Source organism: Chryseobacterium taichungense (genome assembly GCF_900109935.1).
In the GTDB taxonomy this organism is placed as follows: domain Bacteria; phylum Bacteroidota; class Bacteroidia; order Flavobacteriales; family Weeksellaceae; genus Chryseobacterium; species Chryseobacterium taichungense.
This window is the reverse complement of sequence record NZ_FOBV01000006.1, coordinates 204,533-230,533: the sequence shown is the minus strand read 5'-3', so window position 1 is coordinate 230,533 and position 26,001 is coordinate 204,533. Positions and strand designations below refer to the sequence as shown.

The window sequence follows — 26,001 nt, the reverse complement described above, 5'->3', positions numbered from 1 at the left end:
AAACATTTTCATGCGTCTAACCTGATACGACAAGACATTATGAAAAAAACAATTATTGCTTTATCGTTTCTGGGTGCAGTCTTTACGTACGCTCAGGAAAAGACCAATAACCAGGTTAAAGAAAAAGAAATTGAAGGGGTCACCATCACCAAAACTAAAAAAGCCGTTGAGCAGAAAGCCGACCGTACGATTTTCGACTTTTCGGAGCAGCCACAGCTTAATAACGGTAATGTTTTAGAAGGGATTAAGAAACTGCCGGGGCTGGTATCTACTGATATCGCCGGAATGATGTACCAGGGAAAAGTGCTCGATGTATACCTCAACGGAAGACCTTTAAATATCACTTCCAATGAGCTTAACTCGTTCCTTGAAGGAATGCCCGCCAATTCCGTAGACAGAATTGAGGTGATTACCCAGCCGGGGGCCGAATTTCCCGCTACTTCAGGAGGCGCCATCATGAACATCATCACCAATAAGAACGCCAATAAATATTTAACGGCTACGTATTCCGGAAACTACTCATTCACGAACTATGATAAATTCCGAAGCAGAACGAGCAACTCGTTAAATTTAAATGCAAGAAATAAAATCTTCGGATGGCAATTAAATATTGGTCAGAACTACCGTGAAAGTATGCTGAGTGGCAAACAGGACGATCTCTTGACCAGCAATACCGACAGATTCGGAAGAGGCTACTTCGCCAAATCGGGGATCACTTTTGATCTGGGACAAGACCGATTGTTATTAAACTATAATATTTACCATAACAACAATGACAATTATACCTTAAGCGACGGTATCGGCGAGGAAAAACAACAGATCCCCGGATCCGACCCTGCGGCGTATACGTACCGGAATTTCCGTTTTGACGCATCCGATGCGGCCCATACCCTTACCACAAGACAGGAAGCCGTCGCGACTTACCAAAAGCGCTTTACCGACAAAGCTCAGAAACTGGATTTCCAGTTTGGATATACCAAATCCGATAATAAGTTTGCGCAGGATAATATTTTCAGAGATAAAACCTATGAAGATATAAACACTCCGGAACCACGGATCTCTTTGGGAAATGTTTTAGATAATAAATCCGACATGAGAATTGCCAATTTCAAAGTGGATTATTCACAGCCACTCAACCTTCTTGACGGGGGAAAAGTAAGCTTGGGCGGGTTGTACGAACATCAGAAGTTTGATACTGAAAGCAAAGGCATCACCAATCTCGATTACACAAGGCAAACAACATCTACCTATCTTGAATTCCAGGCAAAGCTGAAAAAATTTGATTTCATCCTGGGAACCCGTGCCGAGAACTATGACATTTCGGGGATTACCAGATATTACGACAAAAATAATGTGCTTACGGAAGCCGATCTTATTCCTTTCAATAAGTTTAAATTATTCCCGAATGCCAGTGTTCAGTACAACCTCATGAACCAGGTTTATGTAGCAGCCAATTATAACAAAAAAATAAGCTTACCCAGTATCTCTGCGCTAAACCCGAATAACGTGACCTTCCAGGGACCTAACACCCAAGTGACCGGTAACCCGAATCTCCAGCCGACGATCTTCGATAATTATGAACTGAAGATTTCAGCTTTCGATTATGCATTCATCGGCTATAGTGTGAGTTCAGCAAAAAACCAGGTGGCACAGATCATCAGGAAAGACGGCAGGAATTTATTCAACGAGCAGATTAATATTTCAGACATGAGAATTCATAATTTCAATGTCGGATTGCCTGTTCCGTTTATGATCTTCAGCAAACCGCTGAGTGAGATCATGAAGTTTAATTTTAATCCCGATAAAATTAATTTCATGTACTTATACGCCGGGTACCAGAAACATGATATTGACAATTTGAATAACAAAGGCTTCTGGATCTTCAACATCATGACGCAGATCATTTTACCGAAAGATATTAAGCTGACGGCCAATTACAGTTACCTTACCCCAAAAGCGGGATATTTCTATTTCACGGCCGAGAAACCGTTCAACAATTCTTTTGATCTCACGGTGACAAAGAAATTCATGGATAATCGCTTAACCGTTTCCATATTTGCGAATGATATCTTCAACGGACAGGTGATGCAGGTACGGTCAAATCCTCCTACGGGTGAATCGGTTTACATCAAAAGTAAATACGACACCAGAAACTTCGGTCTTTCCGTCAATTACAAGATTCCGACGAAAAACAAGCTGGCCAAGGAAGATGCCAACATCCTCAACCAGACCAAAAAAGAAGAAAGCAGCGGCGTGCTGCAACAGGGACAATAATCGATATATAAACGGCTCCGATTTGGGAGCCGTTATTTTTGGCTTCGACTCCGCTCAGCCACCAGTTGTAACGCGACCCTTCGAGAACCTCAGGGGTCCGCCAGCTGAACGCTTTTTGTCGTTCTGTAGAAATATCCATAAACCTAAGACGCTGAACGCTCATACTCTAAAACTCCCGAAAACTACCCACACACTTTGTCATTGACTACGTCGAATCTGTGATTTCCGTAGGAATCTCGGCATCGTTAACATTATCCTGGAAAGATTCAGGCTTAGATCCCTACGGGATGATAAGGGAGCGTGATGTCCTCTGTTCAATGGTGGCTGAGCGGAGTCAAAGCCACCGTGTAATGACCCTTCGAGAACCTCAAGGTCTGCCAGTCGACCACTTTCTGTCGTTCTGTAGAAATATCCATAAACCTAAGACGCCGAAACGCTCATACTCTAAAACTCCCGAAAACTCCCCACACACTTTGTCATTGACTACGTCGAATCTGTGATTTCCGTAGGAATCTCGGCATCGTTAACATTATCCTGGAAAGATTCAGGCTTAGATCCCTACGGGATGACAAGGGAGCGTGATCCCCCGTTGAATGGTGGCTTCTACTCCGCTCAGCCACCAACCCGGAATCTTCCTTAAACCCAACCACCCCACCAAAAATTCTTTGAATTTTTGCCACCCCTCCACTGAGGGGAATTTTGTACCGCCTTACCCCCTTCAGTACTCCACTCTCAACTCTCCAGGCCAACGGTGGCTGAGCGGAGCCGAAGCCACAGTAGCAGGAGCATTCGTTATCTAAAACCGCCCAATTCCCAATTCCCCTCCACCGGAGGGGTGGCGGAAATTCCATCGGAATTTGCGACGGGGTGGTTTATTACGCTGCCACACACGAAGCCACCAGTCCTTCCGCTCAGCCACCCTACAAAAAAGCTCCGGCCGGAAAAGATTTCCCAACCGGAGCACACACTGATGAAAATACCCATCCCTCATGATGGAATGCTTTTGCGCTGATATATACCTTAACTGTATAATATAATTTTAGGATTAGGATATGTTTGTTAGAACAAACCGGTTGCATGCTCCCTTGCAATCATCTTGCAAGCCTCCTTGCAATACCCTTACAAGCACCCTTGCAATCCGCTTGCATGCACCGATGCAATCCGCTTGTTATTCTACGGCCAATTCTCTGTCAAAGGTTGCGATGCGAGGTTCCTTTAGAATAATACTGCCTGCATATTGTGTTACGATCTCTATTCTATAAGTTCCTGCTGCTAATTCAGGAATTACCACCATAACTTCCGAAGGATTATTGGTCACAATATCACTCTGCTCTACTTTCGTTCTTCCCTGTGTTGCGGTGTCTACGAAAAAGATACCTACCAAAGAGTCGTCACCTGCTACTTTGATCTTGCTGCCTATAATCTTAAGGTTTCTGCCAGGCGTCAGAAGATCATTCACCGAGCCACTCTTCACGTCCGTTACCTGTAAGATCACTGCAGAAGAATCGGCGACGCCTAAGATATTCACCTCGATGTTAGGGATCTCGGCGCGGAGCTTCTCGCCTTGGTTGAACTGGAAAATGATGCTGTGCTTGTCTTTGTTAAACGTCTCTGAAGGGCTGTCGAATACACCTCTAATAGTTGTGCTTGCAGTAAAGTAACCGGTATTGACCGAAAAGCCATCACAAAGCTGGTAGGCCATTTCCTTAAGGAACAGCTCAGTAGCGTGCTCCATGGAAGAGGCGGAGATGTCTGCCCCGCCACGGGATACAGCTGCGTGGCAGATCTGCTGAACAGTAAGGCTGCGCTCGCTCGCCGTGCGCGCCGTGAAATCATTGGGATTGTCTTTCGTTAAAACGTTATCATACAGATACGCTTTGATTCTGTGAAGAATTTTTGACATCGTTTATTATTTTAAAAATGATTGTTGGTTTTTAAACCTCACAGGTTTCTGAAACCTATGAGGTTTGGTTCTATTTTACTTTTATACCATCTGTAGATTTTGAATCAACAGCATGGATTATATGAGTTTGTTAATTAGCTGGTACCGCGAAGAAATAGTTTTCCCCAGCGTTGTTTACAGTAGCTCCGGGATCGGTACCAGTAATACCAATTTCCCTGGTCCACAGATAAATGGTCTGGCTCGAACTGGTTACATTTACAGGAATGACTCCGTTTATAAATGTCCATTTTTTCGATGATGCACTTCCTGTAGCATTAACGGTTGAAAGCCAACCGGATACCAAGCTACTGGCCAGGAAATTAAAACCGGATTGGGTTGCTGAAGTTCCGGAATTATTACTTCCAAGCGTTAGTCGTATCCAAGCATTATCAGTAGTAGTCGCCGTACCCGTAGTAGTTAAAAGCAATCCCACATATACCAGCCATTTGCCTTGCGTGAGAGTGACACTACTGTTAAGAAACGTATTTGGGGAAACTGTCATAGTTGTAGTGTTTAAGGCTCCAAAAGCAACAGGTGTCAGAGGGCTATTTACCCAAGTGGCCTGTCCTGTTGCATTACTGCTCAGAAACTTCCCGCTGGCTTCACTACCATCCTGCATCTGAAATGCCCCATATGCAGTGCTGCTTACGGTGTGCAGTTTTGTATTTGGTGATGCAGTTCCTATCCCCACTCTATTATTCGCTCCATCTACAGAAAGCGTAGACCCAGCCACAGAAAACCCATTGGTGGCAGAGGTACTAAATGCCAAAGTATTGGTTCCCTGTGTCACGGTTGTATTCCCGGATAAGGAACCGCTTCCTTTGTAAATTCCACCTGCTCCCGAAGCTAAATCTGCATTGGCTACGGTACCGTCTGCTATTTTAGCGGAAGTCACGGCACTGGTGGCAATACTCGGTGATGCGGCGGTTCCGGCTAGATCTCCTGCCAACTGTACGATCCCTTTAGCCGTTGTCGTTGCATCGGTTACTGAAGCACCGTTAGCCACTTTCTGCCAATTGGTCCCGTCAAAATAGTAATAACCTACTGCGGTCACATTGGCAGTCTGTCCTGCGGGCGTTCCGGAGACTGAATTCACATAAACCATCGCACCGGTTTGATTCGTACCATACGTGTACCCCTGGAGTGCCGTCAAAGAAAGCCTTGGAGCGATAATCCCTTCGGGGCTGGTACCGGCAGTGATCGCTTTAACATCTAAAGTAGCATTCGGACTTTCCGCTCCTGCTCCTATCCCAACGCTACCGGAAGATTTTATCGCCAGACGTGAAGCAAAATCGGTAGCATTTCTTGTATAAAATGATAGCCCTGCATAGTTATTGGTGGCATCTCTGTCAATTCCCTGTATGGTTGCGCCGGAACTACCCGTTGGATCTGTCCCCGGAACAAAATCGACGGAAGCAAAGAGACTATTATTGGCCTGATTATTATTAAGGACAATATTTCTTGCCGTCCCTTGACCACATCCTGCCCCACAATTAACACTGGAAAAAGCAGCTACCGGAGTAGCAGAGCCCGCCGGTGATTGTACCTGAAGATATGTTTTTGGAGCAGCTGTCCCTATTCCCACTCTATTATTAACAGCATCTACATTTAAGGTTGTTCCGTCTACCGTAAAATGGCTGGTTCCCGCAGTTGCTGTAGAGGTAAAAGCTAAAGTATTGGTCCCCTGTGTCACGGTAGTATTCCCGGATAATGAACCGTCTCCTTTGTAAATCCCCCCTGTACCCGAAGCTAAATCTGCATTGGCTACGGTACCGTCTGCTATTTTAGCGGAGGTTACGGCACTGGTGGCAATGCTCGGTGATGCTGCGGTTCCGGATAAATCTCCTGCCAACTGCACAATCCCTTTAGCCGTTGTCGTAGCATCGGTTACTGAGGCTCCGGTAGTCATTTTCAACCAATTGGTCCCGTCAAAATAGTAATAACCTACTGCGGTCACATTGGCAGTCTGTCCTGCGGGCGTTCCGGAGACTGAATTCACATAAACCATCGCACCGGTTTGATTCGTACCATACGTGTATCCCTGGAGTGCCGTCAAAGAAAGCCTTGGGGCGATAATCCCTTCGGGGCTGGTACCGGCTGAGCTGATTGCTTTAACATCCAGGGTGGCTTGTGGGCTTTCTGCACTTGTCCCGATCCCCACTCTACCGGAAGATTTTATGATCATCCTTGAAGCATAATCGGTAGCATTTCTTGTATAAAATACCAAACCAGCATAGTTATTGGTGGCATCTCTGTCGATCCCTTGTATAGAAGCGCCGGATGGTGCCGTTGGATCTAGGCTGGGAACAAAATCAATCGATGCAAACAAACCGTTAGTCCCATTTAAATTATTGAGAACAATATTTCTTGCCGTAGGCTGTCCACAGGATCCTCCACAATTATTAATGGAAAAAATTCCTGCGTCAACCAGGCCTCCTGCTGTAGGTGTATTAGCATGAAAATACGATTTTGGGGCTTCTGTTCCGATTCCGACATAGCCTCTCGCATTGATAGACATGATGGACCTTATCACGGAAACGGCATCGTCAGAAACGGAACGTACATTGAGTAATCCATCTCCTGAAGCATCTTTTATCAAATTGAACTTGAAAACCCGGGTTCCGGTATTGTTATTCTGCCCTTCAAAGTATAGTCCCGGGCCTCCACCTGAGGCATTTGACTGTCCGGTCAAAATAATTCCAGGTGACAGCGTTGAATTTGTAATAGCAGTAGTCGCATTACTATAACTGATGTTTAGGGGCCCTTTTGGTGAAGCTGTTCCTATCCCTACGCTGCCGTTATCGGTCACGACGAAATCGGTTCCCGTTGCTCTTGCCGTACCATCTGATTTTGTTCCGATTTTTACCATCGAATTGCTGGTGTCATTAACAAAGGCATCATTGGTGGTATCTCCTGAAGAGCTTCCTAAGATCTTCTGCCACACACTGCCGTCGAAATAATAATACCCCGGAGCGGTAATGTTGGCTGTGGCTCCTGCGGGGGCTGTATCTGCGGCAGAGGCAAAAAGAATAAGTCCCTTCTGCGCCGACCCATAAACCGGCGTCGAACCTGTACTTGCCGCACGGATCTGATCTCCGGTCAGCTGCGGAACGATAAGCCCCTCAGGCTTGCTTCCGGTAGTTTTTGCGGTAATGTCTAAGGTCGCTTTCGGGGACGTATTGTTAATCCCCACCTGGGCGAATACGGTCATACTGAAAAGCACTCCCGCCGTTGTAAATAATTGTTTCATTATTCTCGTATTTAAGATTATTGTTTTATTTTAAATCATGGGCCCCGGGTTCTGGAACGCGAAGGCCGCTAAGTCTTTTTATCTGTCGTGATGCACGCTGCGGATGGAACACGGAGGACACGAAGTCTTTTTTTCCCTACCTGCTGCTTTAAGTTCACAGAGCCGCTTCGCTTAGAAGAGCGCGCCGAGTAAACTATTGAAGATGGATGACCGCTCAACGTACCGAAAACCGGGAATTCCCATCCTCCGGAGGGGTGGCGAAAATTCAACGAATTTTTGACGGGGTGGTTGTATCTATGCATCCATCATTTAATTTTATTACTCAGTTCCTGCGTATTGTTTCTTTTGAACACAAAGGACACAAAGTCTTTTTCTCCTACCTGCCGCTTCAAGTTTCACAAAGCCGCTTCGCTTAGAAGAGCTTGCGGAGGGTGTAACACGGAGGACACGAAGTCTTTTTCCCCTACCTGCCGCTTCAAGTTTCACAAAGCCGCTTCGCTTAGAAGAGCTTGCGGAGGGTTGAACACGGAGGACACGAAGTCTTTTTTTCCCTACCTGCTGCTTTAAGTTCACAGAGCCGCTTCGCTTAGAAGAGCGCGCCGAGTAAACTATTGAAGATGGATGACCGCTCAACGTACCGAAAACCGGGAATTCCCATCCTCCGGAGGGATGGCGAAAATTCAACGAATTTTTGACGGGGTGGTTGAAAATATTAGGGTTATCTGTTCAAGACCATTCGTGCCATTTGTGTTTAAAACTACGGGCGGAGGCCGGCTGAAGTGCCCAATGGTAATCTTCAGGAGAGTAAAGGATTCATAATAGAAATACTGGAGTTTTTGTTTTGAAAGAGATGCTGCCAAGAAAGCCGTGAAAACCGGGCCTGTTATTTTATGATGTTTCTTCGGCTGGGTGTTTCCCAATATCCCTGTTGAAAGGGTATTCGCTGAACTTCCGATATACTGCGGGCATTGAAGAGAAGCGAAGGCCATAGCCGGATTTATCTTATGAACCGGATTTTTACAGGCTGTTGGCAAGTTCGTTGCTGCCGAAACTTTGGGTCCTGCCTTATACTGCTGTTTTCCGGGAACCCTTCGTTTAGAGGAAATCTGAGAACCTGTATAAATCCCATCCTGGGATAATCTAAACACAAAAGATCCGTCAGATACAAAGATCACGGAATCCTGATCATGCAAAGGGGTTTCCGACTTGATGGAAAGTGAGATGAAAAACACCACAAAGAACAACCTCCGTACGCAGAAAAGCGGGAATCGAGGGGGCTTGGCAAATATGGGCACTGGTCTTTTCATCTTTCTGTGTTCAAGAATCCGTGATACCAGACTTCTCTTATGCGACAAATGTAAACAAATAGACTTTATTTGCCAATAATAATAAGTTGTTTTATAATATGTTAAATAGAAAACAACAGATTATTTACTTAAAAGAACTGTCCTCGGCACATGGTAAGTCTTCATTGTTATTACCAATCCTCCGAGACAAGGCAGCAACCGGGATGCGGGCCTTCAAGAGCCTCAGGCCCCATCAGCCGGCTGCTTGTCGTCGCCAGTAGAATATCCATACGCACATACTCTAAGACCCTAAAAATCTTCGGACTAATTCTTGTTCTCAATTCCAATGGCGGCTGATACTGGGGCGCCCGGTGGCTGAGGCGACTCGAAGCCACAGTACGGCAATCTCCTTTAAACAACCCCACCAAAAATTCCCTGAATTTTAGACACCCTGCATAGTAGGGGAATGTTTACGGCAGTTTTTTTTTGGAGTTCCGGGTTATTATGATGATGGAAATGGTGACTTTTATTGATTGGCAGCTGATATTCAAACACGCCCGTGCCTGATCCTTGAAAATGCCCGGTGGCTGAGGTTCTCGAAACCACAAAAAAACTCCGGCCGGGAAGTTACCTTACCCGGGCCGGAGCCAAACACAAATGAAAAAAAATGATGCTCTTCCACAATTACCCTCTTGGAAAGAGCCGATAATCCACATGACCGAAGGGTTGTGAGGTTGAGATTAAGGTTGAGGATGAGACCGGGGCTGAGGATGGAAACAACATCCAATGATGTATTGTTTTATTGCTGCAAATCCGTATTGTCTTTCACCTTTTCCCTCTCATTGAATCTCTCATTCAGAAACATTCTGTGATTTTCTTTAAAACCGGCAGGGGGCAGGTGATTCATTCTGCCCGGCCGGAAAATAAACATTATACGGGGTTAGTTGGGTCCCCAAAAACTCCATGCCTGACCGTTGAAGACGGCGACCTGGTGGGCCGTGGTGTCATAAACAACGAGTCCCGGAGCGGGATTGACGATATTCAGGTGTGGGCTCGCCACTTTGGGAAGAATCATCGCCTTGTTGGTGTCGGAAAGGACCAGAATTCCGCTAAGGTCTGGATTGACGGTGTTCCCAATCCGTACCATGGCTGATGGCACTTCGGTCTTTGTATCCTGTAGTGCAGTATCCACCGAAGCGGGTGTTCCTGCATTGGGATCATAGGCGCTCAGGGCCTGCCAGGTTCCGGCCACGACGACTTTCACTTTGCTGTCCGAAGGATCGAAAATGACCATCCCATCTACCATATTGGGGATGGTGTTGGTCGAAGGGTCTACCTTTACCCAGGGCAGGATGAGTCCGCGGTTCTCGCTGTTCCCGAATTCCAGGGACACCGAGGTGTTGGTGACCGAGGCTTTACCGACCGCCACCTGGGAAAAGCAGGTGAAGGATACCAGCAGGCCTCCTGCAATTAGTATTGATTTCATTGTTTCTTGTATTGTTTAAATTATTAAAAAGATCAGCCTTTCCGCACGGCACAGCGGGGTGCCGTGCGGTAAAGTGCTGATACTCCTGAAGGCTAATCCGGACAGGTCTGCTGACCGATCTGATACCATCCGTAAGTCGTCCCGCCATCTTTGGTGGTATAGACTTTCAGCATCCTGTTGGTAAGATCCATCACGATCATTCCTTCTACCGGATTGGTAAGAATCGGCGTGGTGTCGTCATCGGCTACCGGTCTGAAATCCGGTGCGGCATCCGTTCCGAAATTCTTAAACCTCACCCTGTTGATGATCATCCCTTTGGTTTTGGCTTCAAGGGCCATCCATCCTCCTTTGCGTACCATCGGCCAGTTGTCGGCATTGGTGCCGGCTCTTCCGAGGGCAGTGATTCCGGCTTTGGTGCTTAGGGCCGTTCCGGCAGTCACCGCAGGCTTATAGCATACCGAAGTCGCTGTCGTAAAGGACAGGTAATTCAGCGAAGAAACCGTAGACGCATCTACAGGGAAAGCATAATAGCTTACTCCATTAATGGTTTCTGTAGAGGTACTGGCAATTACCGAAGCCGTACCATCGCTCAGCTTTGCCGCTGTCGAAGCATAGATGAGGCTAACAGAACTTGGCCATACATTCACGAATGCCGAAACCGGGAAGTAAACTTTGATGTCAGAAGCAAAGCTGCCTTTGTTCTGCATCTTCCATACCCTGCTGAAACGCTTGGTATAGGTAAGTCCGTTGGCCATTACATTTCCTGTGGCCACCTTTGTGGTTAAGGATCCGTTGTCGTCTCCCCAAACCAGGTACTGCATGTCTGCGCCGAAAGTATTCGCATTAGCCGTATTGCTTGCTGCTGCAGATCCTAATGCTACCAGTATCTGGCTGCCGGTGTTCACGCTCTGGCTCTGCTTTTGGCTGAGCGCCGTAAGGTCATCCCTTCCGATCCCTGCGATGTTATACTTATAGGTCGCATCTTTCGTCCAGCTCTTATTGCCGTCTGAGGCCAGGTAATCCTGGATCGTGGTCTGATCCATCGTGATTCCGTATTTCAGGGCCAGGTAGCTGTTCACTTTCTGGAGCTCCGTGGCGGTGAGTGCTTTTGAGTACTCTGCCACTTCCGGAATCTTCCCGGTGGTGAAAGCGGTCTGGTTGTAGGCAGCTCCCAGGCTGAGGCTTCCGGCGGTCCAGTTGGTCGAACTGGCTGCTGAAGTTCCTGCATTGGCATTCACGCCACTGAAGAGGCTGCCTGTGCCACGCCATCCTGAATACAATACCGAAGATCCGGTTCCGGCTAAAGTATTGCTTACGGAAGTACCATTGCTCAGGGTCAGTGTCGAACTTCCCGGTGAAGAAGACCTGAACTGCAACAGGTTGTTTCCTGTCGTTTTAGGCTCAAGGAAATAACGGGCTCCTGAAGCAGCATCGGAAACCCCGAATACGGCTACGCCTTGCTGGCTACCGATTCCCAGGTCACCTGCGATATCAAAGTTCTGCGAGCTTGTGGCATTGAAAGCCAGCACCGGATTGAAGTTCATATTATCCGTCGCATTATTTTTGTACAATGGCTGTCTGGCTGCGGTGGCCTGTGTTCCGTGGCTGTTGTTGGCACTCTGGTCATTCCACTGGGATACCGCCGTATTATCGGTGGTCGCGGAAACGCCATCGTCGGCACGCAGCCAGAGGTTTTCACCGATTACTCCTCCCGGCGACCTTTTATAGTACGCCATGGTGAAGTAGAACACCGGTTGGTTGACCTGCGCCGCAGGAATCGTAAACGCTTTATAGTCTACGGAGTTCACCGTTACCACGCTTGTCGCGGTACTGCTGATGATCTGGTTGCCACTGGCAAATCCGGCATCCGTACTGTACAGCAGTGAAGATACCTTCAGATCTTTAATGTAAGAAGCCGGGATCAGTACCTGGAGGTCTTTGGCAAGGCTGTTGGTATTCTGCACCTTCCATACCCTGCTGAGTCTCTCCTGGTAAGGATACACCGCAGTGAATGCAGAGGTGTTGCCCACCATATCGGTGTTGTTGTCTCCCCATACCAGGAACTGAAGATTGGTGTCAAAGCTTCCTGTGTTGGCTTCATTGGTGGCGGCAACATTAGCAAGACTGATGATGACCTGTCTGCCGGCATTCACACTCTGGCTCTGTTTCTGGATGAGGTCACTGATATCATCCCTGCCGATTCCCGCTATATTATTCTGATAAGTCGTGCTACCGGTCCAGAACGTATTGCTGTCTGATCCCACATAGGAGAACGGAGATGCGTTCGTTCCGAGGGAAACCCCGTATTTCAGTCCTAAATAGGAGTCAATGCGCGCTTTTTCAGCGGCGGAAGGGATCTTGTTGTAGTGTACCACTTCCCCGATAACCCCGTTCCAGTATTCACCAAGGCTTTGTCTTGTCCCGATTCTACCGGTATTCAACACGGTATTAACGGTATAGGTTCCGCCTTGTACCGGAAGTGCATTATAGGTTCCGTACAGGGTACTTCCCGCGGCAGCTCCATAGGAAATCACCGGTGTATTGGAAGCATATGGATTGATGGTGCTGTATGGAACAAAGTCATTTCCATAGGTCGTTACCAATACATTGTTGCCCGTTCTCATCAATCCGAAGTTCTGAGCGGAAGCACTGGTCCCGTAGCTGCTCACCCACTCAAACGTACCTCCCGGCATGGAAGTTCTTCCCACGCCGAACACGGATCTTGCCGCACTTCCGCTGGCCATCCCCGAATCGTTAAACGACATATAGTTCGACTGTGACGAATTGAAGGTCAGTGACGGGTTGAAATTCAGCAGGGAAGATCCGGAGGTATTGTACGCCGGCTGGTTGGCCGCCGTACCCTGGGTCGCATCCCTGTTAACCGTCTGGTCTTTCCAGGTAAGGGTAGAGCCGGTGACTACATCCCTGTCGGCACGGTACCATCTCACCAGGTTATCGGTGACTCCACCCGGACCGTTAAGCGGCGCTGCAAAGGTGAAGTAGTTTCCTGAAGGAATCTGAACGCCCGGTGTAACGCCGGCGGTAAGCGCTTTATAGGTAATGCCTGAAGAGAACGTAGGATCCGCACTGTAGATCAGGTACGTCGCTCTTATATTGTCTACCTTAATAAAGATGTTCTGAGCCGTTCCGGTCTGCTGTACCTTCCATACGCGGTTCATGATGGCGTTCAGGCTGTTGCTTAACCCTGACTTTAACGTAAAGGTTGTCGTTTTCCCGTTGTGGCCCGTAATCATAAAATAGCGATCATTGGCAATATCCGTATGGCCCGCTGATCCGCTCTGGTTGGCGTTTGTAAAGTTGGTATCGGTGCTCAGCGTAATAATATCCGTCACCGGCATCTGGCTCTTAGCAATACGCTGGTGAAGCGTAGAGGTTTTGTCCTTCGCAAGACCGATGATGCTGTTGTCGTAGCCTGCACCAGCGGTCCACACTGATGTAGCATCCGAGGCAAGATAGTTCTGTGCCAGAGATGTCCCGTTTTTTATGGCAAGGTAGCTCTGCACCTGATTTAATTCGGTTGCATTTAAGACCCTGTTGTATGCCACCAATTCGGACATATTGAAGAGGTTGGAATAATTATCCCCTCCTAAAGTGGTATCATCTCCTATTACATATCCGCCATCACCAATCCTTCCCGTATTGCTGATATTATTCATTACCGTAGTGGTATTAATATAAGCATTCGTTCGGTCATTAACTCCGCTGTGAGCGAAAGTGAATATGTTTTGCCCGGCACCTTTCAGCGAGGTTGTATAATATTTTGATTCTACCCCGGTATATATACTATCGTTAAACCATTCGAAATTATCATAAATCGCCCCTCCTGTTTTTCCAATCCACTGAATACCCCAGAACTGCCCGCCGTTAGCTGTAGGAAGAACGTTAGAGGCAAAAAAGTTGGTGATATCCGAATCCTGGCTGAATAGATTTGCCGTTGTATTTCGCAGGCTGTTTCTTGAACCGGCAAATGACAGATAAGGATTGAAATTAAAGGCATTGCCACTTCCTCCAACCCATGTCGGTTGCTCATAAGAAGTGCTATTGGTGATTTGCTTTTCGTCTGCCTGGTTTACCCATGCTGTTACTGCCCCTGAAGTCGCAGTCACTCCGGCATCGGCTTTATGCCAAATCTTAAGGCCTGTGTAAACCCCTCCCGGAGCTTCTAAAAATGTTGCAAAGGTAAAGTAATTGCCGTTCGGAATCTGTGTTCCGGATACGGTAGCCCCTCCCGATAGCGGTACATAAGTAACGCCCGTGGAGAAGGTAGCATCGGCACTATACACCAGGTAGGTCGCTTTGGTATTGCTGGTTTTAACGTACACATCCTGAAGCGTTCCGGTTTGCTTCACTTTCCAGATGCGGTTCATCAAAGCATTCAGATCATTGCTTAATCCTGATTTTATGGTGTAAGTAAGAGCCCCGTTGTTGTTTCCGGTAACAAAGAAATACTTGTCATTGGCAACATCGGTATGTCCGCTGGCACCGCTCTGGTTCACATTGGTGAAGTTGCTGTCGGTACTTAAGGTAATGATGTCCGGTGTTGCCGACTGGCTCATGGTGATGCGCTGATGGAAAGCTGAGATGTCATCTCTTCCGATCCCCGCCACATTGTTCTGGTACACCGCATCGGACAACCAGGTCCTGGTGATGCCGTCACTCGCCAGGTAGTCGCCTTCATATACTGCCGGAGATGCTGAGATCTGCTCACCCGGCGTATTGTCTCCGTCATTGTCTCTTCCCAACGTAATCCCGTATTTCAATGCCAGGTAGCTGTTGAGCTGGATGCGCTCGATGGCACTCATGTTCTTGTTGTACACGACCATGTCACCTATTACGCCTTTGAACACATTACCTGCGCCTTTTATGTCTCCTAAACGGATACTTTGGCAACCAACATAATTTGTAGACCCTGTAAAATTAAGAACATTATTTCCGTTAATCAGTACATTCGATCCATTGGAAGCTACTCCGTTAAAGGAAGCTACATTGATGGTTGCAGCACCTGAATTACCTCCACTATAAGAAATGCCAGTATTACCATTAGCAACCTGTGCTGTCGCTAACGAACGTTCATCTAACGGGCCTCCCCAATCGGTACCCCATACATCCTGAGCATAAGCTCCATCAGTTTTATAAACAACGGCTACATCTGCTTTGCTTTGAGTAGCAACATTGGCAGGTGTATATCCCCAAACCCAGTTATTATTGTCTCCAAAGCTGGACACCGGGTTAAAGTTAAGGGTTTCCCCCAACACCATCTGCCCTCTTGGCGCTTCGTTACAGGCATAAGTACTGAACTGTAGGTCATTGTGATTTGAACTCTGGTCCTTCCAAAGTATAGTACTGGTAAGGTCTTTATCACCACGTAACCATAGCAGCTCATCCCTGACACCGCCCGGCGACTGCTCGTAGAAGGCAAGCGTCATATAGAACGAAGGCTTGCTGACCATAGATGCCGGCACGTTGAATGCAAGATAGCTTACCGAATTTACCGTTACGGTTCCGGCAGGGTTATACACCTGGTAGCTGCCTGCAAAGGTAGCATCGGTACCGCAAAGCAAGCTGCTGGTAGCCGGCACCAGGCCAGGAACCGTACTGGTAGTCACAGGAACCAGTACCTGAACACTTTGGTTCACCGTATTGGTATTCTGTACTTTCCATACCCTGTTCAGCCTGCTGTTGTAGCCGCTAACCGCCGTAAACGGAGCGGTATTGGCAGCATTGTTATCGCCCCACACCAGGAATTGCAGGTTATTAAGGGTTCCCGTATTGGCTGCATTGGTCGCTGCCACCGTGGAAATCCCCGCGATCAGCTGGTATCCCGCATTTACTGACTGAGACTGCTTTTGCAATAAAGCGGAAGCGTCGTCTCTTCCGATCCCGGCGATGTTGTTGCCATACACTGAATTTGCGGATGCGTCCCAAATCACATTAGAGCCGGAATTCAGGTAATTTTGTCCAGCTGTTCCTTGGTCCAAAGTAACACCATATTTAATTCCAAGATAAGAGTTGATCCGCTGCTGATCGGTTCCACTTAACAAGCTTGTATATGCAATTATTTCAGGTGTGTTTCCAATGGCAGGATTATAATCATCACCTCCCGTCCAAGCATTAGATCCAATAATCATAGCTCCAGTATTGGTACTATAACTACCGTTAGCAGTACTGAAAGTACCTCCATTAATCGCAATTCCAACAGATGAACCACTCGACATGGTTCCGATAGATATACGACTAATGCTGCTAGTAAAATTGTTATTGCTCACAGCTACCCCTGACGATGAAGAAGGTCTAGCAAATAAATTATTACTTTCGAAATGAGGATAATCATAATATGCATACGCATTGGTTTCACCACTATTATTAACTTTAAGCAGTGAAAGTCCGTTAGCATTACTCACTCCAAATAGTGTCGCACTCGAAGTGGGCGAAGAAGGAAATAGTGAACTACCACTATATAGTGCAGCCGACGTACTGTTAAAGTTTATTGATGGGTTAAAATTAAATCCTGGAGTACCTACAGGAGTTTTGTACACCACTGTTCCACTACCTACTCCAAAGTTTCGTCCATTTCCACTCTGATCAATCCAGCTTGTAATGGTTCCGTCGTTGGCTGTTGTATTGGTACCGGTATCTGCCTTTAACCATAATGAAACACCTGCAACTCCGCCCGGTGCTGTAACGTATCCGGCAAAACTGAAGAACTGCCCTGAAGCAAGGTCCACGCTATTCTTCGCTACATAATATAGTATACCACCAATTGTTTTCTGTTCCATTTCAATACGGGTATCATTACCATCGAAGTTTACATCACCACTGATTAATATTGAAGGATTACTCACACTTGTTGGCAACTGTGAAGCCGGTATAGCCACTTTTACATTACTCACGGTTCCGGTTTCCTGCACTTTCCAGATTCGGGTCATTCTAAAATTGGAGCTTCCGTAAGCAAATGGTGTAGCAAAAGAACTGCTTCCCGTATCAGAGCCCCATACCATAAAGCTTTTATCTGTTGCGAAAGCATTGCTGTTATTGGCATTGGTATCAGCAATATCCCCATTTCCGATGACCGGTTGAATGCCTCCATTTACCGATTGAGACTGCTTTTGAGACAATGCCGAGGCGTCGTCTCTGCCGATTCCGGCGATGTTATTGCTGTAAGCAACGTTTGAAGTGGCATTCCAGACAACAGTATTATCACTTAATACATAACTTTGTGCTGTACTTTGGTCAAGGGTTGCACCATACTTTAAGGCAACATAACTATAGATTCGTGACTGCTCTACAGCACTTAATGCTTTATTGTACATAATAACTTCCGGTATTTGACCCCAAAAGAAATTATCATAATTTCCTGTCCAGACTTCAGCTCCTAATGCTGCAAGACCTGTACTTGTATTTAAGTTAATGGTAGTAGTTCCAAGTCTTTTACCATATTGATATAGTTCATTATTACCTCCACTACCGGTGTAGATGGCGGCAAGAATATTTGTATTTGTAATTGATCCTCCCCCTGAATTCTGGGCATTTGCACTTCCAAAATCTGTCAGTAAAGGATTTACTCTGATACTATATAAAGTATTTGTTCCATTAGAACCCCATGATATTGCTGTTGTAGATCCATTACTTCTTAAAGGCAGTATTATACTTCTTGGAGCAGATCCTAACGGTTGTGAAGCAGGATTCAATTTAAAATAGTCATTACCTCCATCAAAACTCATAACAGAATTAAAGTTCATATTACTAGTGAGATTATTCTTGTATGATGGCTGATTTCCAGACGTTCCCTGAGTCGCATTATTTCCGTTACCACTTAAATCAGTCCACTGTGAGACTGCTGTATTATCCGTAGTTGTTCCTGTTCCTAAATCCGACTTTAACCATAAACTCGTTCCGGCAACTCCACCCGGTGCCGTTACAAAAGCGGCAAAGCTGAAGTATTGCCCTGAAGAGAAGTCAATATTGGCGTTAATATCTGTTACATAATAATCTACTCCACCAATGGTTTCTTTGGTCATTAAAAACGTAGAATCCGAAGCATCAAAGGTCGTGTCACCACTGACCAAAAGTGTAGGTTTCGTGATACTTCCCGGAAGGTCGCTCACTTTTAAGGCTACTCTTACCTTCCCTACGGTTCCGGTTTCCTGTATTTTCCAGATCCTGGCCATTCTGTTGTTCAAACCGCCAAAGGCAAAGGATGTCACAAAATTGGCACTGCCTGTATCGGAGCCCCAAACCATAAAGGTTTTATCGGCCGCGAAGTCATTGCTGTTATTGGCATTAGTATCGGCAATAGCTATATTTCCGATGACCGGCTGAATACCGCTGCTCGCCGACTGCGCCTGCTTCTGACTTAATGCAGAGGCATCGTCTCTTCCGATCCCGGCGATGTTGTTCTGATAAGTAATATCAGAATTCCAGAATTTAGTCGTCCCATCAGACGCTACATAATCCCCTTCGTTAATACTTCCGGAAATTACTTCTCCTGAAGTACCATTTCCATTGTTATTACGTGACAGTGAGATTCCATATTTCAGACCTAAATAAGATTCTATTGCCAAACGTGAAAGGTTATTTCCTGTATGCTGTGTGTTGTAAACAATCACCTCTGCCAATGAGCCATTAATCACACGAGCAGATTGATTTCCTGAAGTACGCCCTCCTATTTCAAAACCATTAGTGGGACTGGCTGTACAATTTGATGTAGAAGCACTTGCCTGATACTGCCCGTTCAAAAATGATTGTGATGCTGTGGTAACCGTATTAGCATTATAGGAAACAATTGCTAAATTTGATGTACCTACAGGCACCACAGATGTGGCAGCCGTTTGACAACCATCACCATCGACATAATATTGATTGTTGAAGTACTGTAAACTTTTATTTTGAGATGCAAAAACAGCATTAAGATTGCCTGCATTATTCATTTTGGCTACCCCATAAATCGTTAAAGCCCCACTCCATGTAGAAGAAGAACTTGTTGCAGCTGTCATTTCAGTACCTGATGTACCATCAAAATTAATTGCAGGATTAAAATTCATTCCTGCACCGGCATAAGTAATAGCCCCTGAGCCAACCTTTGTTGCCTGACTTGTAATTGCAGGATTTCCTATCTGATCGTTCCATACAGAAACCTGATTACTTGCATTATAAGAAACTCCATTATCAGCCTTTAACCATAATGAAGCTCCTGCAATCCCCCCTGGAGCCGTAACTAATCCTGCAAAGCTGAAGTACTGAACCGAGCTTGGGTCCACCGTTACGGTGTAATAATCTGTTCCGCCGATGTTTTCCTTTGTCATCGACATTATGCTTGTCCCATCAAAGGCCGTGGTACTGCCGACCAGTAAAGCAGGTTTTGTCACTGCACCCGGCCATAAGCTTACGGGTACCGCGATCTTCACCGTTGCTATTGTTTTCGTTTTCTGCACTTTCCAGGTACGGGCCATCCTGTAGTTTAGCCCGCCATAAGAAAAAGCCGTAGAAAAAGTGGTGCTGCCTGTATCGGAGCCCCATACCATAAAGGTACCGTCTTCATTGAAGCTGTTGCTGTTGCCGGCATTGGTAGCGGCAATGTTTCCATTTCCGATGACCGGCTGAAAACCGGCATTCACCGACTGCGACTGCTTCTGGATTAATCCGGAGTCATAATCCCAGCCTATCCCGGCGATGTTGTTGTTGTAACCGGAATTCGTTACTGAGTTCCATATAATGGTACCATCACCCGCTACATAATTCTGCGGATCGAGTGTAACCCCATATTTCATCGCCAGATAACTTTCTACCTTATTGATCTGAGCAGGTGATAACGCCGAGCTGAATACAATACTCTCTGCTATGGTAGAAGAAGCCGGAATATTTGTACCCGATTGAAAGGCACCAATCTGCAGGCCTCCTGCAGTATACCCTGTAGAACTCGTAAATGCGGTCCCTGATTTACCGTTGGTCTTGATGTATGTTCCGTTGGACGTCCCATTACTCCATACGCCCGTACCAATGACCGGAACATTATTGCTTACCGGTACAGGATTGCTCAAATTTCCATTATGGTATAAATATAAGCTCCCGCCACTTAAGTAGAAGGCTGAATTTCCGGGATCTGCAGCGGAGATAATATTTCCTGTGGCTCCCGTCGTGTTAAATACCGCAAACTTTGTATAATTGGTATTGTTTGCCGAAGGAACAGAGACATAGTTCTCGAAATAATTGCTTCCGTTAAACTGGATCACCGGATTGAAGTTGGTTCCTGCCGAACCGGAATTTTGATATACAGGTGCAACGGCTCCTCTTCTCATAAAATTCATGCCGTTGCTGCTCTGATCCTGCCAGAGATGCACCGAGGAATCCCCTGCCGAAAACGGATTTACATTTTTAATCAGATCCACCCGCATAGAGGGGTGCCCACTATAATCCGTTTCCGTAATCCGTACGTACCGGGCTGTAATTGCCGACGGAAATATATTGGTAGCTTCCGTATTCTGATCTATATTCGCCGGAAATGTTATTCCTAACGGAGTATAAGTAACATTATCATTCGAATAACTTACGGTATATTTTTTCACCCATTGCGAATAATTTCCGCGTCCCTTCGTTACAATGCCATAGACGGATTGAACTGATCCCAGGTCAAGGGTGAGGTATTGCCCGGTCACTGCCGAGCTGGCTGCCCATGCACTGGATGAAGACAGCGTAGAATACGCCGGTGTCAGTGAGGAATCACTATAAGTGCTGCTCGCCGTCCGGTTGGCCGCAGGTACGTTGAAGTACGTCACGCTGCTGCTTAGCCCGGCATCTGCCTTGAGCCACAGTGATGCTCCCGCCACCCCGCCGGGCCCGGTCTGCGCCCTGAGCAAGTTGCCACAATATCCTGTCAATATGCAGAATATTGTCATTAAATAAATTTTGTTTTTCATTATAAGATTTTAAAAGTATTGTGTTATATTCTTTTGAATACACTACTGTTTATACAATACTCTTAAAAGGAGGAGGGCGCGAGAAATGAATCGTTAATATTCCTGAGACAGGGCTGGGCGTGGTAGCATAAGACATACGCTCGTCTTCCCTGACTATGATGTATTTTTCAAAGCTGAACCTTTCGTATACTGCAGCATATTTTACAGAAGGATTGCCTGTAACGACGGCTATATCACCGTTACCACTTGCTAGTCCCAATCTATACCTGTTCTCGGAAGAAGGTAAAGTAATGGTTTTAGAAGTGGCTGGGTCTACCGGTTTACGAACATTCTGAGCTTTTGCAGGCTTCTTCAGTTCAGCATATTTCCTATTGCTTTTCTTCTTATCTGAGAGAAGATTTTTATTTTCAGGAACTGTTTTGAATGAATTTTCAGTAATGTATCCGTCATATTCCAGACCGGATACTGTGACTCCGTCTTTTAGGTATACGGAAGTTCCTTTTTCAATGTAGATTCCGGTATCGTCTCCGGAGAATGATTGTGCATGCAGATGAAAACCAACAATAATGAAAAAATAGAAAAGCTTCCCGATATAATGGGACGCCGTCTTTCTTTTGGTTCTTCTCATTTGTTGTGTTATTTTCATCATTCTGTGTGTAAAAAGCGTATCGTATGAAACTGCTTTATGGCTACAAATTTACATAAAATATAATAACATCCAAAAAAAATGACAATTTACATGTTAAATACTCCACAAACATTAAATTATATATAATATAAATACAAATTCTTCAAACAAAAGTGAAAAGATATGCATTTCCAATCCCAACCGTAGCGCTGCTTAAGCAAGAGGTAGTTGGTATATTGCTGATAATATGTTCTTTTAAATTATAAAAGTGTGACCTTCTTCCAAAAAGTATTATTTAGAGGTGTAATTTCGAGAATCGGTCTCATCGGTCGATGAGAATACTTTATGACGCCCGATATAAGATCCTTATCACGCCCGATGAGAGGCGCTTTCGTCGGGGCAAAGGACTATAGTCAAATTGAAATGAGTATTTCTTTTAGTACTAAATAACCCACGTACTGCGAACAAAACATTCGAGCGAGTGACAAAATATTAACCCCAAAGGTTTTGAAGCCTTTGGGGTTAGGATTTATTACTTGATAAATGTAAAAGTTAAAATATATGTATATAAATATACAGATTAAAACTTAATTACCAATATACCCACATATCGAGCTTTTAGATATAGGGGACTATTTCTCATTAAAAGCATATTACCAAGATTTTATGGTTGTTGTGATACCTTGGTGAAGGCGGACGCCATAAGGACCACCACCCCATTGACCTTGTCTAAAACCAACAGAACTCACATTACCTCCACTTGGATAGTTAAAATAATAAGTATTAGAATTAGATCCTACTACTTTAGAGTATCCCGTAACCGAATAATAAGCTCCAAAATAACCATTTCCCGAAGTGTTTGGTGTGGTTGTGTTTGGTCGCTTACAAACAAAATATACTCTTCCACTACCAGTGATGTTGAACGCATTCCCCATATTGACAAAACCAGATGTTTGGGAGGCTGACACTTTTACATTGTTACCACCATTATTTTGGCTCGAAGCTATAATAGCAGAAAAACCGATCACATAACTATTTGCAGGTACAGGAGCATCATTATCATTGCTTACATAGGTATAACCACCAGTAGGGTCAATTACGGATGAAGTATTCATTTGCGCATTTGCCTGACCCACTATAGTAGCTCCGGCAATATTGGCAGTATTGTAAACGGCAGCGTATTCATTCGCTGTGACCGGTATCCAATCATTTACCGATGCGGCATCATAAGTAGTACAGCTTGCGCATCCTGCTGCTGCAAGGGCGCCCCGTATAGCATCTCCATATACAACGTTACAGGTAGAGCCTGCAATCAATGACGGATTAAAAGTAACGATCTGGTTACTCGCACCTGTGTAGGTACCACTAAGCGTATAGGTGATCGTACCACTTGCAGAGGTGAAGGTTCCTGCACTCCTCTGTAATGTTAACCCATTTACGGTAAATGTTTGTGCAGGATAGCTTGCACCAACCGTGGCACCGGTATAAGACATCGTATAAGAGCCTGTATAAGCAGTATTGTTTATTAAAGTACCTGCAGGAGATTGTATTGTATTGCCACAGGTAATAGCTGGTGTGTTGTGAACAGTAATATTAAGCGTACAGCTTTTCCCTCCAATACTGATTGGAAAAGCTGCTGTTCCTCCGCCAGATGGAGTCCCTGTAATTGTATAAGTTAAGGAGCCTGACCCGATAGCAAAATTACCAGCTACCAAAGTAGCGGTTAATCCGGTAACTCCTGTAGATGAAATTGTCTGACCATCATAAGCAGAACCATCCCCTCCACCGTAGTTAATCACCGCAGAAACATTATTTGCCGCAATTCCTCCTGTTAAAATTCCATTTTGGGTAGCTCCTGCACAATCCAGTGAGGTAATAGGAGGTTGAATGACAGTAACTGTTTTTGAACAGTTTAACGATAATTTTGCCCAGGTTCCCATTAAAGTCCCTGAAGAGGATGGTGTACCGCTAAGCATGTATTCAACCAGCTGCGACTGCCCAGAAGTTAAAGACGCAGTTGGCGGCGTTACAGAAGTTACCGTAATTCCTGAAACGCCACTCAATACCAAATCAGAGGCTTGAAAGGCAATATTTGCAGTTGAGAATGAATTGTTAGTAATAGTTACAGAAAATTTGTTTGATGCCGTTATCGCCGTTCCGTTGATATAGCTTCCTGTAAAACCATTTATGTTACAATCTGACACTACTGAAGCAGTAGTACCTCCCATACTCAAGCTCTTCCATACTGCACCATCAAAATAATAGTATCCGGGTGCTGTGATGCCCGCCGTTTTAGTAGTTCTTGGCATAGTAGCTGCCGATGTTGCATAGGCAATAGTACCCGTTTGTGCAGTTTCGTATTGTGCATCTGCTGCCTTAATTTGATCTCCTGTAAGACGAGGTGCAATAAACCCTTCAGGTCTGCTGCCGTTTGTAGTCCTGGCGGTTACGTCAAGGGTTGCTTTTGGCGTAGTTGTATTAACCCCAACTTGAGCAATAAGTGATAAGCTGTATAATGAAACAGCAATTGTAATAATTTTTTTCATTGTTTGTATTTGAATAATGTTTATGATTAACTCCTTGAGAGTAACTCTAAACCTAAAAAATAATTATCTAAGATTGTTTAACTTCATTATTGATGTATTTCTTACTATTTAATCACGTTAAAATATTATAATGAAAATTAATTAAGAGCTGAATTAACAGCTAGTATCATGGCGGAGGACGGCTGAAGAACTCTGACGTAACATCCGAAGCTCTGAAATTATTTCTAACGCTTGATGAACACGGAAAAAATCTTTTGAAAATGGTATGATGTAAAAAGTAATTCTGTAAATATATTAAGTTTTGCAGGGTCGTTACATGCAAGTTTAGCAATCTTGCATAGGGATGCAAAAAGGTATTAAGACGAAATTTTTTCATCATAGGTGCAGTCATTTGTGTTAAAAAATTGCCTGTATCAGACTATTTTTCCGGCACAAATGTAAACAAATTATTGTTATTTCCAAATGAAAGCCTATAAATTAGATAGAGAAATGCATTACATTTACAATAAATCCAACATAATCACCTAAAAATCAACGGTAAAAAATTGCCATTTCAGCATATCAACCAATGTCATCTGGTTAAGCTGCAAAGGCAAGTCAGCAATGATCTTCAGAACCTGGCCAGCCATCATGCTTCCTACCATTCCAGGCAGTGGCCCTAACACTCCTAAGCTATCGCAATCAGGAATATGATCTTCAGAGGGTGGCTCAGGAAAAACAGCTCTAAGCCCTTTACTTCCTTTACAGCTGAAGATGGCAACCTGTCCTTGAAACCCCAAAATACTTCCATACACAAGCGGCTTCTGCAAATCTGAGCAGATATCATTAATCAAATATCTGGTCGCAAAATTATCCGAGCCATCGACAATGATATCGAATTGTGAAATGATTTCCACTGCATTGGAATGATCGATTTTCTTGTCGATCCCGATAAAGTTTACCTGATGGTTTAATTTCTTAACAAATTTTTCTGCACTTTTTACTTTTGATTTTCCTACCGAGCCTTCGCGGTGTATTACCTGGCGGTTGAGATTATGAAGCTCAACCTCATCGAAATCTGCCACGCCTAAAGTACCGACCCCGGCGCCGGCAAGATATTGAATTACCGGGCTACCCAGACCACCCGCTCCTATTACGAGTACTTTAGCATTTAGTATTTTCCGCTGACCTTCAAGACCTATTTCTTCAATAAAGATCTGTCGGCTGTAACGTGCGAAGGGGTCTTCTTTTTTCATTTGATTAGTTTGGTTTGGATTTTAACGCAAGGGTCGCTAGGTTTTAGTTTAATGATTGCGTATATTTTTCGGTCGCTAAGGCGTTAACACTCGGCGAATGATAGCAATGGATATTCTTTTGAACACTAAGAGAACACGGAGCTAAATGTTGCTTCTTTTTTTCATTTGATTAGTTTGGTTTTGGTTTTTAACGCAAGGGTCGCAAGCTTTTAGTTTAAATGATCATTTCTATTTCCGGTCGCTAAGGCGTTAACACTCAGCGAATGATAGCAATGGATATTCTTTTGAACACTAAGAGAACATGGAGCTAAATGTTGCTTCTTTTTTTCATTTGATTAGTTTTGTTTTGGTTTTTAACGCAAGGGTCGCAAGCTTTTAGTTTAAATGATCATTTCTATTTCCGGTCGCTAAGGCGTTAAC

General features: G+C 45.0%; 10 protein-coding genes. 2 read left to right on the top strand and 8 right to left on the bottom strand.

All coding sequences use genetic code 11. From position 1 onward, the window contains the following. Nucleotides 1-39: 39 nt before the first annotated feature. Together BMW64_RS14330 and BMW64_RS21040 are read left to right on the top strand one after the other, a co-directional pair. Nucleotides 40-2,274, top strand: coding sequence for an outer membrane beta-barrel family protein (locus BMW64_RS14330; protein WP_090000640.1), 2,235 nt, complete (start codon nucleotides 40-42; stop codon nucleotides 2,272-2,274). An 867-nt stretch (nucleotides 2,275-3,141) separates the two neighbouring features. Further along, nucleotides 3,142-3,267, top strand: a complete 126-nt coding sequence (locus tag BMW64_RS21040; protein WP_262484227.1) for a hypothetical protein — start codon at nucleotides 3,142-3,144, stop codon at nucleotides 3,265-3,267. Nucleotides 3,268-3,442: 175 nt separating this feature from the next. Here BMW64_RS21040 and BMW64_RS14325 read toward each other — a convergent pair whose 3' ends face one another. The 8 genes from BMW64_RS14325 to BMW64_RS14285 all read right to left on the bottom strand — a co-directional run bounded on the left by BMW64_RS14325 (nucleotide 3,443) and on the right by BMW64_RS14285 (nucleotide 25,581). Then, a complete protein-coding gene (locus BMW64_RS14325) occupies nucleotides 3,443-4,177 on the bottom strand; it encodes a DNA-binding domain-containing protein (RefSeq protein WP_090000639.1) in 735 nt (244 codons plus the stop codon). A 130-nt stretch (nucleotides 4,178-4,307) separates the two neighbouring features. Then, nucleotides 4,308-7,466: a beta strand repeat-containing protein gene (locus BMW64_RS14320; protein ID WP_090000638.1), complete on the bottom strand. Its 3,159-nt coding sequence runs from the start codon at nucleotides 7,464-7,466 to the stop codon at nucleotides 4,308-4,310. Between the two features lie 680 nt (nucleotides 7,467-8,146). Continuing rightward, nucleotides 8,147-8,773, bottom strand: a complete 627-nt coding sequence (locus tag BMW64_RS14310) for a hypothetical protein (RefSeq protein WP_143052708.1) — start codon at nucleotides 8,771-8,773, stop codon at nucleotides 8,147-8,149. Nucleotides 8,774-9,692: 919 nt separating this feature from the next. Beyond that, nucleotides 9,693-10,238 (bottom strand): hypothetical protein, encoded by a 546-nt coding sequence (locus BMW64_RS14305; protein WP_090000635.1) that lies wholly within the window; start codon nucleotides 10,236-10,238, stop codon nucleotides 9,693-9,695. Nucleotides 10,239-10,330: 92 nt separating this feature from the next. After that, on the bottom strand, nucleotides 10,331-21,172 hold the full coding sequence (locus tag BMW64_RS14300; RefSeq protein WP_090000634.1) for a discoidin domain-containing protein: 10,842 nt from the start codon (nucleotides 21,170-21,172) through the stop codon (nucleotides 10,331-10,333). 49 nt (nucleotides 21,173-21,221) lie between these two features. After that, nucleotides 21,222-21,800 (bottom strand): hypothetical protein, encoded by a 579-nt coding sequence (locus tag BMW64_RS14295; RefSeq protein ID WP_090000633.1) that lies wholly within the window; start codon nucleotides 21,798-21,800, stop codon nucleotides 21,222-21,224. 653 nt (nucleotides 21,801-22,453) lie between these two features. Further along, nucleotides 22,454-24,346 (bottom strand): hypothetical protein, encoded by a 1,893-nt coding sequence (locus BMW64_RS14290; RefSeq protein WP_090000632.1) that lies wholly within the window; start codon nucleotides 24,344-24,346, stop codon nucleotides 22,454-22,456. A 524-nt stretch (nucleotides 24,347-24,870) separates the two neighbouring features. Next, nucleotides 24,871-25,581, bottom strand: a complete 711-nt coding sequence (locus BMW64_RS14285) for a HesA/MoeB/ThiF family protein (RefSeq protein WP_090000631.1) — start codon at nucleotides 25,579-25,581, stop codon at nucleotides 24,871-24,873. Nucleotides 25,582-26,001: the final 420 nt, after the last annotated feature.